The organism is Streptomyces sp. NPDC006458 (genome assembly GCF_040612135.1).
Lineage (GTDB): Bacteria > Actinomycetota > Actinomycetes > Streptomycetales > Streptomycetaceae > Streptomyces.
Genome location: NZ_JBEXPR010000004.1, coordinates 68,053 through 88,263, shown reverse-complemented (window position 1 = coordinate 88,263; position 20,211 = coordinate 68,053). Strand labels below are relative to the sequence as shown.

Sequence of the window (20,211 nt, the reverse complement as noted above, 5' to 3'; positions counted from 1 at the left end):
ACATGGGCTGCGACGTGCACCCGAAGCGTCGTACGCCTAACCGGGAGTTGGTGGTGCACTCTTGTCCGGCCGAAGAAGATCATATAGGAAACTGACGTCAGGTCATTGACACCAGTGCCCCGGGCCCGTGCACTTCTGCACTGATCGCCGTCGTGGCGCGGGCCGGAAGGCCGAGGTACGCCTTGGCCGGCATGCCGAAGGTGCCGAAGTCGGAGGCAGGGTACGGGAACTGTCCGTCGGACTGGAGGGTCGCGTGGGCGTGCCCGGTCCACAGGGTCGCGTCCGCGAGGACCGTGGCGTCGTGGGAGGGGTCGCCGGTGATCAGGGCGCCGACCCGGCCGTTCCCGATCGGCAGACCCTCCTGATGACAGTGGCGAGCGGCTCCTTGCGAGGGCGGTCCCAGGGTGCAGGCGGCCCGTAGGGTTGCGGGCCGGCCGGGGATGAAGCTCTCAGCGACAATGGTGTCCGGCCCTGCCCCCACCGGGGCGAACTCCGGACATTGAGGGCTACGGCCGTGATCTGTCGGTGTCGCGGGGGCCATCGCCCGGACCGGTGACAGCCGTACGTCCGCTGAAGGCCGGCCGCGGCGCCGGGGACGCCTCTCAGGCGTCGTGGGTCACGGCGATCGCGGTGAGGATCAGCCCGTCCTGGACCAGCCAGCGGCCGCTGAACCCCCGAAGGCGGGAGCCCGACACCACGGGACCCGGAACGAGCAGCCGCGCGGTGAACGTGCCGGCGTCCGGATCGACGTCGACCACGGCATCCTCGAACTCCAGCCAGCGGCCGGTGATCGGGAACCAGGCCTTGTAGACGCTCTCCTTGGCACTGAACAGCAGCCGGTCCCAGCAGATTCCTGGCCGCTGGGCGGCCAACTCCGTGAGCCGGGAACGTTCCTCGGGGACCGTCACCAGTCGGCGCACTCCGTCGTTCTTCAGCGGCAGGTTGACCTCCGCGTCGATGCCGATGGTGAGCAGGTCCGTGCCGCGGGCCACGGCGGCTGCCCGATAACCGACGCAGTGCGTCATGCTGCCCACGACCGAGGCGGGCCAGCGCGGCGCTCCGCGCTCCCCGGGGAGTATCGGACCGGCGGGGACGCCGAGCCGGGCGAGCGCGGAGCGGGCGCAGGCCCGGACGGTGGCGAACTCCAGGCGGCGCGTTTCCACCGAGCGCGCCACCACTTGTGCCTCCTCGGGGAACAGCGGCGGCGGGTCGGCCGGGTCGTGGAAGGCTTCGGCGGCCGCGATCGGCCGGTGCAGTAGCTTCTCGATCACCGGGCCTCCTCGCCGGCATGCGCGGCCGGGAGGATCTGCACCGGCCGGCCCGGCCTGGCCGGGCGCCGCCGCCACTCTCTCGGGTAGCCCAGGGAGACCTCCTGGTGCGGTACGCCGTCCTGATGGATCAGCCGGGGAATGTGCAGATGGCCGTACACGACCGCGGCGGCGCGGAACCGCCGGTGCCAGTCCGCGGTGGCCTCGGTGCCGCACCACAGCGCGAACTCCGGGTGCCACAGCACGCGGGTCGGTTCGCGTACCAGCGGGAAGTGGTTGACCAGGACGGTCGGCAGCTCGTCGGGTACCTCGGTGAGCCGTTTCTCGGTGATCTCCAGCCGGGCCCGGCACCAGGCCTCCCGGCTGGGGTACGGGTCGGGGTGGAGCAGGAACTCGTCCGTGCACACCACGCCCGCCCGCTCCGCCATGTCCAGCGCATGTCGCCGGGAAGCGGCGCCCGCGGGCCGGAAGGTGTAGTCGTACAGCACGAACAGCGGGGCGATCACCGCCGGTCCGCCCTGGCCCTCCCAGACCGGGTAGGGGTCCTCGGGGGTGTGGACGCCGAGCCGCCGGCACAGGTCCACCAGGTGCCGGTACCGCTGTTCGCCGCGCAGTTGGACCGGGTCGTCGGGCGGAGTCCACAACTCGTGGTTGCCGGGCGCCCACACCACGGTCGCGAACCGGTTCGCCAGGACGCCCAGCGCCCATTCGATCTCCGCCACGGTCTCGCTGACGTCGCCGGCGACCAGCAGCCAGTCCTGGTCCGACTCGGGCCGGAGTGCCTCGACGATCCGCCGGTTCTCGGCGTGGCGGACGTGCAGATCGCTGATGGCGACGAGCTTCCCCGGCCGGGTGCCGCCGGGCGGCGCGGGGCGGCGCGGGGACGCTCCGCGCACCTCGTACGCCGCTGCGGTGCTGGCGCTCATGGCGGTCCTTCAGTGCTGGGCGAGACGGCCGCTGCCCGCGAGTTGCTCGCGGATGCGGGCGATGACCGCGGCGGCGTGGTCGTTGAGGTAGAAGTGCCCACCGCTGTACTCGTGCAGGGAGAACGGTTCCTTCGTGTGCTCCGCCCAGGCGAGGGCCTCCTCCGTGGTGACCTCCGAGTCGCGGTCCCCGGTCAGCACGGTGACCGGGCAGGCGAGTTGGGGTCCGGGCTGGTAGCGGTAGGTCTCGGCGGCCTTGTAGTCGCTGCGGACCGCGGGGAGCACCATCCGGAGCAGCTCCTCGTCCCGCAGTATCTGCGGATCGGTTCCGCTCATCCGCTTGATGGAGTCGATCAGTCGCGCGTCGTCGCCGAGGTGCAGGCGCTCGTCACGATGCCGTGACGGCGCCCGGCGGCCGGAGGCGAACAGGACCACCGGGACGATCCCGTCGGCCTGGAGTCTCAGGGCCACCTCGAACGCTATGGTGGCGCCCAGGCTGTGCCCGAACAGCGCGAGCGGCCGGTCGGTCCACGGCCTCAGCGCGGCGGTCACGAGGTCCGCGAACTCCCGTACGTCGTCTATGCAGCGTTCGGTGCGCCGGTCCTGGCGGCCGGGGTACTGGACGGCCAGCACGTCGACGGTGGGCGACAGGGCCCGGGAGACCGGGAAGTAGTAGGACGCCGAGCCGCCTGCGTGCGGGAAGCAGACCAGTCGCGTCGCCGCCGCGTCCGAAGGGTGGAACCGCCGTACCCAACTGTCCGTCGCCGCAGACACGTTCGTCATGGTCTCCCCGTTCCCTTCTGAGGCGTCTGCCGGACCCACGGTCGGCCCGCGGGCGGCGGCCAGGTCCCGGCCCATTGAATCCGCAGCGCGGTCGTCGGGGCCCCGGGAGCACCCCCTGAATCGCCGGGCCGTACCCCTATGCCGGGGTCCGGCCCCCGAGGGTGAGCCGCGTCCGCACCTGGCCGCCCCCGGTGGACGCGCGGGTCCACGGGCCGTGTGGGGGCCGGGGGAACACCCGGGTCCGTAGGGGTGCCGCCACGGTTTTTCCCGGTCGTAGCGTGCGAGCCGAGCTGTGGGCGGCTGCCCCGCACGAGCGACGCCGAACTTGGAGTGTGCAGATGGCCAGGTCCCAAGGCTTCGTCCCTGACGCGGATCAGGCGCGCGGTGCGGGTGAGGAGCCGGCCCTCCGGCAGCGGCTCGCGGGCCTGCCGTCCTCCGAGCAGACCCGGTTGCTGCTCGACCTGGTGTGCGGTCACACCCTCCAGGTGGTGCGGAAGGTCCAGCCCGAGACGACGGCCATCACCGGCGTCCGGCGGCCCTTCAGGGAGCTGGGACTGGACTCCATGGGCCTGGTCGAGCTGCACGCCAGGCTCGGCGCTCTGACCGGACTGGCACTGCCGGTCACCGTCGCCTTCGACCATCCGACCCCGGAGCTTCTGGCCGCCGCCCTGCGGGCCGAGCTGCTCGGCCTGACCGAGGAACCCGAGGAGGCCGTACGGCACGAGGGTGCCGACGACGATCCGGTCGCCATCGTCGGTTTCTCGGGCCGCTTCCCCGGCGGCGTGCGCACGGCGCGGGACCTGTGGGACGTCGTGTCCCAGGGCCGCACCACCGTGGGCCCGTTCCCCACCGACCGGGACTGGGATCTGGACGCCCTCTTCGGCACGGGCTCGGGCTCGGCCGGTGCCAGCACCACCAGGATCGGCGGATTCATCGACGACGTCGCCGGCTTCGACGCCGAGTTCTTCGGCATCAGCCCGCGCGAGGCGCTGGCGATGGACCCTCAGCAGCGGCTGTTGCTGGAGACCGCCTGGGAGGCCCTGGAGGACACCGGGATCGATCCCCTCTCCCTGCGCGGCAGCCGAACCGGCGTGTTCGTGGCCGCGGGCGCCACCGAGTACGGCGTGCGGATGCACGAGGCACCGGAGAACCTGGCCGGCTACCTCGTCACCGGTGGCGCGCTCAGCGTCGCCTCCGGCCGGGTCGCCTACACCCTGGGACTGGAGGGCCCCGCGCTGACGATCGACACGGCGTGTTCCGGCTCGCTGGTCTCGCTGCACCTGGCCGCCCAGTCGCTGCGCCGAGGCGAGTGCTCCCTGGCGCTGGCCGGCGGTGTCACGGTGCTGGGCAGCCCGGGTCTGTTCATGGAGTTCAGCCGACAGCGCGGGCTCGCCCCGGACGGACTGGTGAAGGCGTTCGCCGCCGCGGCCGACGGCACCGGATTCGCCGAAGGCGCCGGCCTGCTGGTGATCGAACGGCTCTCCGACGCGCGGCGAAGGGGCCACCCGGTGCTGGCCGTGCTGCGCGGCTCGTCGATCAACCAGGACGGCGCGAGCAACGGCCTGACGGCCCCGAGCGGCCTCGCGCAGCAGCGGGTGATCCGGCAGGCGCTGGCGACCGCCGGGCTCGGCGCCGCCGACGTGGACGCGGTCGAGGCGCACGGCACGGGCACCACACTCGGCGATCCGATCGAGGCACAGGCCCTCATCGCCACCTACGGCCGGGACCGCTCGGCGCGGCGGCCGCTGTGGCTGGGCTCGGTCAAGTCCAACCTCGGCCACACGCAGGCCGCGGCCGGTGTGGCCGCCATCATGAAGATGATCATGGCGATGCGGCATGGCGTGCTGCCCAGGACGCTGCACGTGGACGCGCCCTCGCCGAACGTGGACTGGTCGGGTGGCACCGTCCGGCTGCTGACCGAGCAGGTGCCCTGGGAGACTGACGGGCAGCCGCGGCGGGCGGGTGTCTCCGGCTTCGGCATCAGCGGCACCAACGCGCACATCATCCTGGAGGAGCCACCGCACGAGGACCGCGCGCCCGGCACGGGGCACACGGCGCCGGCAGCGGGCGAGTCGGCCCCCGGGGCCCCGGCCCTGCTGATGGTCTCCGGGCGCACCGAGGCCGGGCTGCGCGGCCAGGCCGAACGGCTGCTGTCCTACGTCGAGTCGATCGATTCCGTCGATTCCGTCGAGTTCGCCGATGCGGTCGGGTCCGCCGAGTCCGACGAGTGCGCCCGTTCAGTCGGGTTCGGCGAGTGTGCCGATGCGGTCGGGTCCGCCGAGTCCGCCGAATCCGTCGCGTCCGCCGAGTTCGCCGAATCCGTCGAGTTCGCGGAGTCCGTCGAGTCCGTCGAGTCCGTCGAGTCCGTCGAGTTCGCGGAGTCCGCCGAGGACCCAGACGTGTCCCTCGCCGACCTCGGCTATTCCCTGGCGACCACCCGCGCCTCGCTGGAGCACCGCGCCGTCGTACTCGCCGGCGACCGCGCCGAGCTGCTGCGGGGACTGCGTGCCGTCGCCGCCGGCGAGAGCGCCCCGGGCCTGCACACCGGGAACACCGACGGCGGCCGGCTCGCGTTCCTGTTCACCGGCCAGGGCAGCCAACGCCTGGCGATGGGACGCGAACTCTACGACGAGTTCCCGGTCTTCGCCGCCGCGCTGGAGGCGGCCATCGGCCACCTCGATCTGCAACTGGACGTCTCCCTGTGGGACGTCCTGTTCGCCGAGGAGGGCTCCGCCGAGGCGGCCCTGCTCGACCGGACGATGTACGCCCAGACCGCGCTTTTCGCGGTCGAGGTGGCGTTGTTCCGGCTGGTGGAGTCCTGGGGCCTGATCCCGGACTTCCTGGCCGGGCACTCGATCGGCGAGCTGGCCGCCGCGCATGTCGCCGGGGTGTTCACCCTGGAGGACGCCGCCATCCTGGTCGCCGCCCGCGGCAGGCTGATGCAGGAGCTGCCCGCCGACGGCGCCATGGTCGCCGTAGAGGCAACCGAGGCGGAGGTGCTGTCTCTCCTCACCGACGAGGTGGGCATCGCCGCGGTCAACGGACCCGGCTCGGTGGTGGTCTCCGGCGTGCTGGAGCCCACCCTGGCGCTCGCCGAGCACTTCGCGGCGCGGGGCCGCAGAACCCGGCGACTGCGGGTGAGCCACGCCTTCCACTCGCCGCTGATGGAGCCGATGCTCGACGGCTTCCACCGGGTCGCCCGGGTCCTGGCCTACTCCCCGCCCCTGATCCCCGTGGTGTCGAACGTGACCGGGCGCCTGGCCACCACCGAGGAGCTGTGCTCCCCGGAGTACTGGGTCCGCCACGTCCGCGACGCCGTGCGATTCGCCGACGGCGTCAACGCGCTGGCCGGGCACGGCGTAGGCACATTCCTGGAGCTGGGGCCGGACCCGGTGCTCAGCACGATGGGTCCGGACTGCCTCCCGGAGACGGTCGCCGACGCCGTGTTCGCGCCGCTGCTGCGCTCCGGGCGGGCGGAGGCCGCCGAGACGCTGTCCGCGGTCGCGCTGGCCGCCGCGCGCGGGGCCGACCTGGACTGGGAGGCGCTGTACGCCGGTCGCGGGGCACGCCGGGTCCCGCTGCCTCCCTACGCCTTCCAGCGGCGCCGGTACTGGCTGAACGCCCCGCAGGCCGGCGGTGACCCGTCCGGTCTCGGCCAGCTCACCGCCGGGCACCCCCTGCTGGGAGCGGTGGTGGGTCTGGCGGGCTCCGACGGGACGCTGCTGACCGGACGGGTGTCGCTGCGCTCCCATCCGTGGCTGGCTGACCATGTGATCTCCGGTACGACGTTGCTGCCCGGTACGGCGTTCGTCGAGATGGCCGTACGGGCCGGCGACCAGGTCGGCTGCCCCCGGGTGGAGGAACTCACCCTGGAGGAGCCGCTGGTGCTGCCGTCGGCGGCCGGTGCCGCTCTCCAGGTCGTGGTCGGTCCGGCGGACGGCTCCGGCCGCCGCACGGTCGAGTTCTACGGGCGCCCCGACGACGCCCCGGAGGAGGACGCCTGGGTGCGGCATGCCGGCGGCGTGCTGGCACCAGGTGACGCGCTCTCGCCCGCCGCCCGGGAGGCGCTGTCCTCGCTGGGCGGCGCCTGGCCGCCCGCCGGTGCCGAACCGATCGACGTCAGCGGTCTCTACCCGGACATGGAGGCCGACGGATACGGCTACGGACCCGCTTTCCGCGGCGTGCGAGCGGCCTGGCGGCGCGGCACCGAGGTCTTCGCCGAGGTCGCGCTGCCCGACGGCGCCGGGGCCGACGCCGCCGGCTTCGGTCTGCACCCGGCGCTGCTGGACGCCGCGCTGCACACCTCGGACCACGCCGAGGAGCGGTCCGCGGCGGGCGGGGCACGGGTCCCGTTCTCCTGGAACGGGTTCACACTGCACTCCACGGGCGCCGCCGCGGCGCGCGTGCGCCTGGTGATGGCCGGTCGGGACGAGATCTCGCTGGCCCTGGCCGACGCCACGGGCGCCCCGGTGGCCTCGGTGGACTCCCTCGTGGTGCGCGCCGTCCCGGCCGGGCGGCTGAGGGCGGCGCGACACCGGTCCCTGTTCCGCGTGCGCTGGCAACCCCTGTCCGTGCCCGCCCCGACGCCGGATGACGTCGCGGTAGTGCCCCGACAGGCAACGTTCGCCCCGTCGCAAACGCTGCCTGCCGGGACACTGGTCGTCCACCGGGTGCCTCGGGGTTCCGGCGCCGACGTGCCGGCCGACGTCCGTACGGTCGCGGACGATGTGCTCACCGCCGTGCGGTCCTGGCTCGCCGACGAGCGGTTCTCCGCCTCGCGGCTGGTCGTGGTGACCGAAGGCGCGGTGGCCACCGAGGACGGTGCCCGCGCCGATCTGGCCCAGGCGCCGGTGTGGGGCCTGGTGCGGTCCGCCCAGGCCGAGAACCCGGGGCGTTTCCTGCTGCTCGATCTCGACGGCACGCCCGCCTCCGAGGACGCGCTCGCCTCGGCCGCGTCCGCGGCCGTCGCCGCCGACCAGCCGGAACTGGCCCTGCGGGACGGGCGGGTGTACGTGCCCCTGATGGCGCCGGTGCCGCTGTCCGAGGCGGAGCGGCCCTCGCCGTGGGACGCCACCGGTACCGTACTGATCACCGGCGGCACCGGCGGCCTGGGCGCCGCGCTGGCCCGTCATCTGGTCACCGAACACGGCGTACGTCACCTTCTGCTCACCAGCCGGAGCGGCGCCGCCGCCCCCGGCGCGTCGGAACTCCGCGCCGAACTGACCGCACTGGGCGCCCGGGTGACGGTGGCGGCCTGTGACGTGGCCGATCGGGCGGAGCTGGCCGCCCTGCTCGCCCGGATTCCGGCCGAGCACCCGCTGACCGGCCTGGTGCACACCGCAGGAGTGATCGACGACGGCCTGGTCGGCTCGCTGACGCCGGACCGGCTGGACCGCGTGATGCGGCCCAAGGTGGACGCCGCGTGGGCCCTGCACGAACTCACCCGCGAACTGGATCTCTCCGCGTTCGTCATGTACTCGTCGGCCGCGACCCTCATCGACGGCGCGGGCCAGGGCAACTACGCCGCCGCCAACCTCTTCCTGGACGCGCTCGCCACGCACCGCGCGGCCGCGGGCCAGGTGGTGACCTCGCTGGCCTGGGGCCTGTGGGCCGGTGGCGCCGGTATGGGGCAGCGTCTGGACGACGCCGCCCTCCAGCGGATCCGGCGCCTGGGACTGGAACCGCTGTCGTTCGAGGAGAACCTGCGGCTCCTGGACGACGCGCTGGCCAGTGACGAGCCGGCGGTACTGCCGCTGCGGGTGAACGGGCGGGCCCTGCTGGACCGCCCCGACGGAGTGCCCGCCCTCATGCGCGGCCTGGTACGCCGGACCGCACGCCCCGCGGCGGCGGGCGGCCAGGCGCAGACCGCGCTTGCCCCGACGGGGCGACTCGCCCAGCTCGGCGAGGCGGAACGGGCGGAGGCCCTGCTCGACCTGGTCCGCACCCACGCGGCCGAGATCCTTGGCCATGACAGCGCCGACCAGGTCGGCGCCGCCAGGGCGTTCAACGAGATCGGCTTCGACTCCCTGGCGGCCGTCGAACTGCGCAACCGCCTCAGCACCGCCACCGGGACGCGCCTGAGCGCGACCCTCACGTTCGACTACCCGACCCCCGCCGCGCTCGCCGGACACCTGGCGGACAAGCTGACCGCCACCGCCCCCGCGCCGCAGGCCACCACCGTCCCGGCACGGGTCGCGGCCGACGAACCGATCGCCATCGTCGGCATGGCCTGCCGCTACCCGGGAGACGTCGGCTCGCCGGAGGACCTGTGGCGGCTGGTGTCCGAGGGCGCCGACGTGATCTCCGCCTTCCCCACCGACCGGGGCTGGGCCGACGACCTGTACGACCCGGAGATCGGCAAGCCGGGCAGGACGTACTCCACCGAGGGCGGCTTCCTGTACGACGCCGCCCAGTTCGACCCCGACTTCTTCGGCATCAGCCCGCGCGAGGCCCACGCCATGGACCCGCAGCAGCGACTGCTGCTGGAGGTCGCCTGGGAGGCCCTGGAACGGGCCGGGATCGATCCGGTCTCCCTCAAGGGCAGCCGCACCGGCGTCTTCGCCGGAGTCATGTACCACGACTGGGGGCTGAAGCTCGGGCCGCTGCCGCAGGACGTGGCGGCGTACCACGGCACCGGCAGCCTGGCGAGCATGGCGTCCGGCCGGGTCGCCTACACACTGGGCCTGGAGGGCCCCGCCGTCACGGTGGACACCGCCTGTTCGTCGTCACTCGTCGCGATGCACTGGGCGAGCCAGGCCCTGCGCCGCGGCGAGTGCACGCTGGCGCTGGCCGGCGGCGCGACCGTGATGTCCACTCCGGACACGTTCCTGGACATGAGCAGGCAGCGCGGGCTGGCCGCCGACGGGCGCTGCAAGTCCTTCGGCGCGGGCGCCGACGGCACCGGCTGGAGCGAGGGCGCCGGTCTGCTCCTGCTGGAGCGGCTGTCCGACGCGCGGCGCAACGGGCACCGGGTGCTGGCGGTGCTGCGCGGCTCGGCGGTCAACTCCGACGGCGCGTCCAACGGCCTGACCGCTCCCAACGGCCCCGCGCAGCAGCGGGTGATCCGCCAGGCCCTGGCCGACGCGCGACTCACCCCGGCGGACATCGACGCGGTCGAGGGGCACGGCACCGGGACCCGGCTGGGCGACCCGATCGAGGCGCAGGCCCTGCTGGAGACCTACGGCCAGGACCGCCCGGACGGCGGTGAGCCGCTGCTGCTGGGCTCGGTCAAGTCCAACATGGGCCACACCCAGGCAGCCTCCGGTGTGGCCGGAGTGATCAAGATGGTGCAGGCGATGCGGCACGGCCTGCTGCCCGCCACCCTGCACGCCGAGCAGCCCTCCGACCAGGTGGACTGGTCGGCCGGCGCGGTGCGGCTGCTCACCGAGGCGGTGTCCTGGCCGGACAGCGGGCATCCGCGCCGCGCGGGCGTCTCCTCGTTCGGCATCAGCGGCACCAACGCCCATGTGATCATCGAGCAGGCGCCGCGGACGCCGGAGGAGCCGACCCCGACGGAGCCCGGTGCGCCTCGGCCCGTCGGCGCGGTGGTGCCCTGGATGATCTCCGCCCGGACACCGCAGGCGCTGCGAGCCCAGGCGGACCGGCTCGGCGCCTTCGCGCGGGCCCTGGGTGACGACCGACTCCCCGACGCCGCACGGGCCCTGGCCACCACGCGGGCGTCACTGGAGCACCGCGCGGTGGTGCTCGGCTCCGACACCGAGGAGCTGGCCGCCGCCCTGGACGGCCCGCTCGCCGCCGGGCAGGTCCGGGAGGGCAAGCTGGCCCTCCTGTTCACCGGGCAGGGCGCCCAGCGCCTGGGCATGGGCCGTGAACTGCACGCTGCTTTCCCCGTCTTCGCCGAGGCGTTCGACACGGTCGTCGCGGAAGTGGACGCCCACCTGGACCGCCCGCTGCGCGAGGTGATGTGGGGTCAGGACCGGCGGCTGCTCGACCGCACCGAGTTCGCGCAGCCCGCGCTGTTCGCGGTGGAGGTGGCGCTGTTCCGCCTGGTGGAGTCCTGGGGGCTGCGCCCCGACCTTCTCGCCGGGCACTCCATCGGCGAGATCGCCGCGGCACAGGTGGCCGGCGTGCTGACCCTGGCCGACGCCGCCCGGCTGGTCGCCGCCCGCGGACGCCTGATGCAGGCGCTGCCCTCCGACGGCGCCATGGTCGCCGTAGAGGCGAACGAGGACGAGGTGCGTCCGCTGCTCTCCGGTGAGGTGGGCATCGCCGCGGTCAACGGCCCGCGGGCGGTCGTCGTCTCCGGAGCCGAGGACGCGGTGGCCGAGGTGGCGGCACACTTCGAGGCGCGGGGACGCAGGACCACCCGGCTGAAGGTGTCCCACGCCTTCCACTCACCGCTCATGGAGCCGATGCTCGCCGCCTTCCGCGCGGTCGCCGAGCAGCTCGAATACCGGCCGCCGACGCTGCCGATCGTCTCCACCGTGACCGGCGCCCCCGCGGACGGCGACGACCTCGTCTCAGCGGAGTACTGGGTGCGACACGTGCGCGAGACGGTGCGCTTCGCCGACGCGGTACGGGCCGCCGAGAGCGCCGGAGCGGTCACCTTCGCGGAGATCGGGCCCGACGCCGTGCTCAGCGCGCTCACCCGGGATTGCGTCGACGCCGACGGGGACGCGGCCTGCGTGCCGCTGCTGCGCCGCGACCGCGACGAGGAGCGCGGGGTGCTCGCCGCCGTCGGCGCGCTGTGGGCCCGTGGGGCGGATGTGGCCTGGGAGTCCTTCCTCGGCGACCGCGGTCGCGGCCACGTGGACCTGCCCACCTACGCCTTCCAGCGGCAGCGCTACTGGCTGCCCCAGGCCGCCGGCGCGGGCGATGTCGGTTCCGCCGGCCTGGATCCGGTCGACCACCCGATCCTCAGCGCCGCCGCCTCCTCCCCGGAGTCCGGCGCAGTCGTCCTGTCCGGCCGCCTCTCCACGGCCCGGCAGCCCTGGGTCGCCGACCACGACGTGCTCGGCTCCGTCCTGCTCCCCGGCACCGGATTCGTCGAACTCGCGGTGCGCGTCGGCGAACAGGTCGGCTGCCAGCTGCTAGAGGAACTCACCCTGGAAGCACCGCTGGTTCTGCCCGGGCAGGGCGGCGTCGCGCTGCGCGCGGTGGCCGGGCCGCCGGACGAGTCCGGGCGCCGCACCCTGCACATCCACTCGCGCCACGACGGCGCTCCGGACGAGGCGTGGACCCGCCACGCCACCGGCTTCCTGGCCCCCGGACCGTCCCCGGCACTGTCGGTGGACCTCACCCAGTGGCCGCCGCCCGGCGCCACCGCCGTCGACGTGAGTGGCGCCTACGACCGTCTGCGCCACCGCGGATACCACTACGGCCCCGCCTTCCAGGGCATGAAGGCCGTCTGGCGGCGCGGCGACGAACTGTTCGCCGAGGTCGCGCTGCCCGACGGCGAGCAGGCCGGCGCGGTGCGCGGCGAGGCCGCCCGCTACGGCCTGCACCCGGCGCTGCTCGACACCGCCATGCACGCGGACGTCCTGGTGGACCAGCAGGAGGGCGGCGACGCGGCCCTGCTGCCGTTCGCGTGGAGCGGTGTCACCCTGCACGCCACCGGCGCCGCCGCCCTGCGCGTATGGGTCCGCCGCATCCGCGGCGCCGAGGAGTCGGCGATGATCGTGGCCGACGAGACCGGACAGCCGGTCATGACCGTCGAGTCGCTGGTCTCCCGGCCGGTCTCCGAGGAGCAACTGCACGCGGCGCAGGGCACACTCTCCGAGGCGCTGCTGCGGATCGAGTGGACCCCGGCCGCCCATACCCAGGCCGCGCCGGGGCGGCACGCCGTGGTGGGCGCCGACCGGCTGGGCCTGGACGCGGCGGAGGCCTTCGCCGACCTGGGGGCGCTCGCCGCCACCGGTGTGCCGCTGCCCGACGTCGTCCTCGCGGCCTGCCCCGAGCCGGTCGCGGACCATCTGCCCGACGCGGTGCGCGAGACCGCAGCCCAGGTGCTGGCCCTCGTCCAGCAGTGGCTGGCCGACGAGCGGTTCGCCGACGCCAGGCTGGCCGTCGTCACCCGGGGCGCGGTCGCGGCCACCGGCGACGCCGATCTCACTCACCTCGCCCAGGCGCCCGTGTGGGGTCTGGTCCGCGCCGCCCAGGCGGAGCATCCCGGCCGCCTCGTACTGATCGACACCGACGGCACCGAGGAGTCCCGTCGGCTCCTGCCCGGCGCGGCGCTCCTCGGGGAGCCCGAACTGGCCCTGCGCGCGGGGCAGTACCTGCTGCCCCGGCTCACCAGGACGGTCGTACCCCCCGCCGACGTGCCCTGGGACACCGGCGGGACCGTGCTGATCACCGGTGGCACCGGTGGCCTCGGTGCGCTGACCGCCCGCCATCTGGTCACCGAACACGGCGTACGCTCCCTGCTGCTGACCAGCCGACGCGGCATGGACGCCCCCACGGCGCACGAGGTCCGCGCCGAACTGCGCGCCCTCGGCGCCGACGTCACTGTCGCCGCCTGCGACGCCGCCGACCGCGACGCACTGGCCGCCGTGCTGGCCGCCGTCCCCGGCGACCGGCCGCTGACCGCGGTGGTGCACGCCGCGGGGGTCGTCGACCCCGGACTGATCGGCACCATGTCTCCCGAGCGGCTGGACGCCGTACTGCGTCCCAAACTGGACGCCGCCTGGAACCTGCATGAGCTGACGCAGGACCAGAACCTCGCCGCCTTCGTGCTGTTCTCCTCGGCGGGCGGCCTGGTCCTGCCCGCCGGGCAGGCCAACTACGCCGCCGCCAACGTCAGTCTCGACGCGCTCGCCCACCACCGCAGGGCCGGCGGACTGCCCGCGACCGCGCTCGCCTTCGGCCTGTGGGCCGTGGCCACCGGCCTGGGCGGCGAACTCGGCGACAGCGACCTGGAGCGGATGGCCCGGCTCGGCATGCCCGCGCTGCCCGCCGCCGAGGCCCTCGCCCTCCTCGACGACGCCCTGCGCACCCCTCACGCGCTGCTGGCTCCGCTGAAGGTCGACCCCGCCGCCCTGCACGAGCGCGGCGAGGACGTCCCGGCCCTGCTGCGCGCCGTCGCCCGCCCCGCGGCCCGCCGCACCGCGCGCACCACGCCCGCACCCGCCGCGGGCGGCGACCTCGAACGCCGGCTCGCCACGATGACCGGGACCGAGCGTGAACGCGCCCTGCTGGAGATGGTCGGCACCCATGTCGCCGCCGTCCTCGGCCACTCCGGCGCGGGCGCGATCGGTCCCGACCGTGCCTTCAAGGAACTGGGCTTCGACTCACTGGCCGCGGTGGAGCTGCGCAACGCGCTCAACGCGGCGACCGGGCTGCGGCTGCCGGCCACCCTCGTCTTCGACCACCCGACCGCGCGCTCCGTGGCCGCCTTCCTCGGCACCCGGCTCGGAGCCGCTCCGGCCGCCGGGAAACCGGCACCCGCGCCGGAGCCGGTGGCCGTCGCCCATGACGAGCCGATCGCGATCATCGGCATCAGCTGCCGCTTCCCCGGCGGCGTACGCAGCGCCGAGGACCTGTGGGGCCTGGTCGCCGACGGCCGCGACGCCGTGGCTGGCTTCCCCACCGACCGAGGCTGGGACACCGAGGGCGTCTACGACCCGGAGCCCGGCCTGCCCGGACGCACCTACGCCCGCGACGGCGGATTCCTCTACGACGCCGCCGACTTCGACCCGGCGTTCTTCGGCATCTCGCCGCGCGAGGCGGTGGCCATGGACCCGCAGCAGCGCCTGCTGCTGGAGACCTCCTGGGAGGTCTTCGAACGCGCCGGAATCGACCCGTCGAGCATGCGCGGCACCCAGACCGGCGTCTACGCGGGCGTCATGTACCACGACTACGGCACCCGTCTGCGCGAGATCCCCGACGACGTCGCCGGCTACCTCGGCAACGGCACCGCGGCCAGCATCCTCACCGGCCGGATCGCCTACACCCTCGGCCTCGAAGGCCCCGCGGTGAGCGTCGACACGGCCTGCTCGTCCTCGCTGGTCGCCCTGCACACCGCCTGCCAGGCGCTGCGCGCGGGCGAGGTCGGCATGGCCCTGGCCGGCGGCGTGACCGTGATGTCGACCCCGGAGATCTTCGTCGAGTTCAGCCAGCAGCGCGGACTGTCCGCCGACGGCCGCTGCAAGGCGTTCGCCGCCTCCGCGGACGGCACCGGATGGTCCGAGGGCATCGGTGTGCTGCTGTTGGAGAGGCTGTCCGAGGCCCGGCGCCACGGGCACGAGGTGCTCGCCGTCATCCGCGGCTCCGCCGTCAACCAGGACGGCGCGAGCAACGGCCTCACCGCGCCCAACGGCCCCTCCCAGCAGCGGGTGATCCACCGCGCCCTCGCCTCCGCCGGCCTCGGTGCCGCCGACGTCGACCTGGTGGAGGGCCACGGCACCGGCACCCGGCTCGGAGACCCCATCGAGGCCCAGGCCCTGCTCGCCACCTACGGCCAGGGCCGCCCCGCCGACGACCCGGTGTGGCTCGGCTCGATCAAGTCGAACATGGGCCACGCCCAGGCCGCGGCCGGCGTCAGCGGCGTCATCAAGGCGGTGATGGCGATCCGCAACGGCGTCATGCCGAAGACGCTCCACGTCGACGAGCCCTCGCCCGAGGTGGACTGGACGTCCGGCGCGGTCGAACTGCTGACCCGGGCCCGACCCTGGCCCGAACGGACCCGGCCGCGCCGCGCGGCGGTGTCGTCGTTCGGACTGAGCGGCACCAACGCCCACGTGATCGTCGAGCAGGCCCCCGACGCGCCGGCCTCCGCCGCCCCGGCCCTCCCGGTGGTCTCCTCCGCCCCGGCCGTCCCAGTCTCCGCCGCCCCGGCCGTCCCGGTCTCCGGCACCCCGGCCGCGCCGTCCTCGGCCTCCGCCGCCGGGTCCTCCGGCGCCCCGGCCGCGCCGTCCGCCCCGGCCGCGCCGTCCGCGGCCGACGACGCCGGGTCCTCCGGCGCCCCGGATGCCACCGAACCGGCGCGGCAGGACCCCGGTGGCGCGGCCGTCACCGGACCGGCCCGCTCCACGCCACCCGTGGTGCCGCTGGTGCTGTCCGCCGCCGCGGAGGCCGCGCTGCCCGCCCAGGCCGAGCGGCTACGGGAGTACCTCGCCGCCCGTCCCGGACTGGACCTGACCGACGTGGGCTTCTCGCTGGCGACCACCCGCGCGGTACTGGAGCACCGGGCGGTCGTCCTCGCCAAGGACCGTGACAGCGCCCTGCGGGAGCTCGCGGTCCTCGCCTCCGGCGAACCGTCCCCGGCCGTCCTGCGCGGCGCAGCCGTCCCCGGCGGACAGACCGCGTTCCTCTTCTCCGGACAGGGCGCCCAGCGTCCCGGCATGGGCCGTCGGCTCTACGACGCCTTCCCCGCGTTCGCCGCCGCGCTCGACGACGTGTGCGCCCACCTCGACCCCAGGCTGGACCGCCCGTTGCGCGAGCTGATGTTCGCCCGGCCCGACACTCCCGAAGCGGCCCTGCTGGACCAGACGCAGTTCACCCAGAGCGCCCTGTTCGCCTTCGAGGTGGCGCTGTTCAGACTGCTGGAATCGTGGGGGCTGCGCCCCGACTGGGTCATGGGCCACTCGATCGGCGAACTCGCCGCCGCACATGCCGCCGGGGTGCTCACCCTGCCGGACGCCGCCGAACTGGTGGCCGCCCGCGGCCGGCTGATGCAGGCCCTGCCCGCCGGCGGCGCCATGGTCGCGGTGCAGGCCACGGAGGAGGAGGTCCTGCCGCTGCTCACCGGCCAGGTGGGCATCGCCGCCGTCAACGCCCCCGGCTCGGTGGTCGTCTCCGGGCCCGAGGACGCGGTCCTCGGCATCGCCGAGGCGCTGCGCGCCCAGGGACGCAGGACCAACCGGCTGCGCGTCTCGCACGCCTTCCACTCACCGCTCATGGAGCCGATGCTCGCCGACTTCCGCAAGGTCGCCGAGAGCCTCGACTACGCCGAGCCGACCCTCAGAGTGGTCTCCAACGTCACGGGCACGGCCGTCACCGCCGCGGAACTCGGTTCGCCCGACCACTGGGTGCGCCATGTGCGCGAGGCGGTGCGCTTCGCCGACGGCGTGCGCTTCCTGGAGGCCGAGGGCACCACCCGGTTCGTGGAACTGGGCCCCGACAGCGTCCTCTGCGCGCTCACCGAGGCGTCCCTCACCGAGGCGGCGGACGGCAAGGTCGTGGTGCCCGTACAGCGGCGGGACCGCGACGACAGCGAGTCGCCGGCGGCGGCGCTGGCCCGGCTGCACCTGTCGGACATGCGCCCGGACTGGGCCGCGTACTTCGCCCCCCAGGGCGCACGCCGTGTCGATCTGCCCACGTACGCCTTCCACCGACGCAGGTACTGGCTGGACGCACCCGCCGCCGTGAGCGACGCCGCGGGCCTCGGCCAGGTCGCGGCCGGGCACCCGCTGCTGAGCGCCGTGGTGGTGTCACCCGAGACCAATGCCCCGATGCTGACCGGCCGCCTGTCCCTGGACACCCACCCGTGGCTGGCCGACCACGCCGTCCTCGGTACCGTCCTGCTCCCCGGCACCGCCTTCGTCGAGATGGCGCTGCGCGCCGGCCGGGAAGCCGGGTGCGAGGTGCTGGAGGAGCTGACCCAGGAGGCACCGCTGCCCCTGCCCGACCGCGGCGGCGTCGCCGTGCAGGTCGTGGTCGGCCCCGAGGGAGAGATCCCGGGGCCGGACGGTACGCCGGGCAGGCGCGCCGTCGCCGTCTACTCGCGGCCCGAGGACCCGCGCGGCGACGCGCCTTGGACCCGTCACGTCCGCGGCGTTCTCGCCCCCTCGGCCGCACCCGTCGCCGTGGAGCCCGCGCTCTGGCCCCCGGCGGACGCCCACCCGGTGGACGTCGCCGGCCTGTACGCCGACCTCGCCGACCTGGGCTACGGCTACGGTCCCGTCTTCCAGGGCCTCAAGGCGGCCTGGCGGCGCGGGGACGAACTGTTCGCCGAGATCACCCTGCCCGAGAGCAACCGCCCCGACGCGGCCCCGTACGGCCTGCACCCCGCCCTGCTGGACGCGGCCCTGCACGTGGAGCGCGTCCTCGACGAGGGCAGGGCCGACGCCGACCGCACCGCGCTGCCCTTCGCCTGGACCGGCGTGGCGCTGCACTCCACCGGAGCGGCGATGCTGCGTGTACGGCTCACCAAGCCCGGCCCGGACGCGGTGGCGCTGCACATCACCGACCCGACCGGCGCCCCCGTCGCCACCGTCGAGTCGCTGGTCGTCCGGGAGGTCACCGCGGCGCAGCTGACCGCGGGCGCCGCACCGCACGAGTCGCTGTTCCGGATCGACTGGCAGCATGTCGAGCAGGCGGCACCGCAGCCCGGACACGGGCTCGCCGGGCTCGCCGTCATCGGCGCGGTCCCCGCCGGACTGGCCGACGACGACGGCACGTATCCCTCGTACGCCTCCGTCGCGGCCCTGCGTACCGCCCTCGACGAGGGTGCCGCGCTGCCGCGCACCGTCCTGCTCACCTGCGCCGGCCTGCCCGGTCCGGACGGCCCGCTGCCCACCCGGGTCCGCGAGGCGACGGAGCGGCTCCTCGCCGTCCTCGGCGAGTGGCTGGCCGACGACCGGTTCAGCGCGGTCAGGCTCGCGGTACTCACCGGCGACGCCGTGGTGGTGGACCGCTCCGAGGACTCCGTGGACCTCGTCCAGGCCCCGTTGTGGGGCGTGGTGCGCGCCGCGCAGGCCGAGAATCCCGGTCGTCTCGTGGTGATCGACATCGACGCCGCCGCCGAGTCCGCACGCGCCCTGCCGACGGCCCTCGCCTCGGACGAACCCGAACTCGCCGTCCGCCGCGGCACGGTACGAGCCCCCCGCCTGCGCCCGCTGCCCCCGGCAGGCACGGACACCGCCCCCGCCTGGGACGCCGAGGGCACGGTGCTCATCACCGGCGGCACCGGACTGCTCGGCGCCCTCGCCGCCCGCCACCTCGTGACCGAGCACGGCGTACGCCACCTCGTCCTGGCCGGCCGCCGGGGCCCCGAGGCCCCCGGGGCACAGGCCCTGAGCGAGGAACTGGCCGCACTCGGCGCCCAGGTGCACCTCCCGGCCGTCGACGTGGCCGACCGCGAGGCGCTGGCCGACCTCGTCGCCCGGATTCCCGCCGAGCACCCGCTGACCGGTGTCGTCCACGCCGCCGGTGTCATGGACAACGGCCTCGTCGGCTCGCTGACGCCCGATCAGGTGGCGCGTGTTCTGCGACCGAAGGTGGACGCCGCGTGGCATCTGCACGAGCTGACCCGGGACCTCGGCCTGACCGCGTTCGTCCTGTACTCGTCCGCCGGCGGCCTGGTCCTGGCCGCCGGGCAGGCCAACTACGCCGCCGCCAACGTCTTCCTCGACGCCCTAGCCGAGCACCGCGCGGCCCAGGGACTGCCCGCGCACTCCCTGGCCTGGGGCCTGTGGGAGGGCACCGTCGACGCGGGCGAGGAACTGGACGCGGCCGACCTGGCACGGATCAACCGCTCCGGCGTCGCCGAACTGTCCTTCACCGACGGCATCGCCCTGCTCGACGCGGCCGTACGGGCACCGCATCCGGTGCTGGCACCGATCCGCCTGGACCGCCCGGTGCTGGGCCGTCGAACCGACGAACTCCCGGCGCTGCTGCGAGGGCTGGCACCGCGGGCCCGTACCGGGCCCGGTGCGCGGACGGGCGGCGAGGCGGTCGACACGGCCGCGACGCAACGCAGGCTCGCGGCCCTGAGCGAAGCCGAACGCGACCGCTACCTGCTGGACCTCGTACGCGGCCACGTGGCCGCCGTCCTCGGCGACGACCCCCAGGCGATCCCGCCCGGACAGGGTTTCACCGAGCTGGGGCTCGATTCCCTCGGCGCGATCGAGCTGCGCAACCGCCTCCAGGGGGCAACCGGACTGCGGCTCCCGGCGACCCTGATGTTCGACCACCCCAACTCCGACGCACTGGCCCGATTCCTCCGCGGCGAACTGCTTCCCGACCCCGCCACGGGCGCGGCGGACGACCTGAACGACGACGCGATCCGGCGCGCCCTGGGGTCGATCCCGCTCGCCCGGCTCCGCGACGTCGGACTGCTGGACACGCTGCTGGAACTCGCCCGGTCGGACGGCGGCCGCACCGACGACGGCGGCGGCTCGTCGGAGAACGGCGCCGTTGCCGGTGCGGCCGGCAGCGAGACCGAGGACCGGACCGAAGAGATCAAGAACATGGACATCGAGGACCTGATACGCGCGGCCATGGAGGCCGACGACTCCGACTGACGGCCTTCGACGGCCTGCCTGGGCCGTCGGCGA

At 74.7% G+C, this 20,211-nt stretch carries 5 protein-coding genes; 1 reads left to right on the top strand and 4 read right to left on the bottom strand.

Annotated elements, in window-relative coordinates; genetic code table 11:
- Window positions 1-97: 97 nt before the first annotated feature.
- From ABZZ79_RS07050 to ABZZ79_RS07035, 4 genes are all read right to left on the bottom strand, one after another.
- Window positions 98-481 (bottom strand): glycoside hydrolase N-terminal domain-containing protein, encoded by a 384-nt coding sequence (locus ABZZ79_RS07050; RefSeq protein WP_356687307.1) that lies wholly within the window; start codon window positions 479-481, stop codon window positions 98-100.
- A 121-nt stretch (window positions 482-602) separates the two neighbouring features.
- Complete coding sequence (locus ABZZ79_RS07045; protein ID WP_356687305.1) at window positions 603-1,271, bottom strand: 4'-phosphopantetheinyl transferase superfamily protein; 669 nt, start codon at window positions 1,269-1,271, stop codon at window positions 603-605.
- Window positions 1,268-2,194: a metallophosphoesterase gene (locus ABZZ79_RS07040; RefSeq protein WP_356687303.1), complete on the bottom strand. Its 927-nt coding sequence runs from the start codon at window positions 2,192-2,194 to the stop codon at window positions 1,268-1,270. The genes ABZZ79_RS07045 and ABZZ79_RS07040 overlap by 4 nt, the downstream gene beginning before the upstream one ends.
- 9 nt (window positions 2,195-2,203) lie before the next feature.
- The gene (locus ABZZ79_RS07035; protein WP_356687301.1) at window positions 2,204-2,974 is read right to left on the bottom strand and encodes an alpha/beta fold hydrolase; all 771 of its coding nucleotides are present in this window, start codon (window positions 2,972-2,974) and stop codon (window positions 2,204-2,206) included.
- Window positions 2,975-3,312: 338 nt separating this feature from the next.
- Between ABZZ79_RS07035 and ABZZ79_RS07030 the strand changes: the two genes are divergently transcribed.
- On the top strand, window positions 3,313-20,178 hold the full coding sequence (locus ABZZ79_RS07030; protein ID WP_356687299.1) for a type I polyketide synthase: 16,866 nt from the start codon (window positions 3,313-3,315) through the stop codon (window positions 20,176-20,178).
- Window positions 20,179-20,211 lie beyond the last annotated feature (33 nt).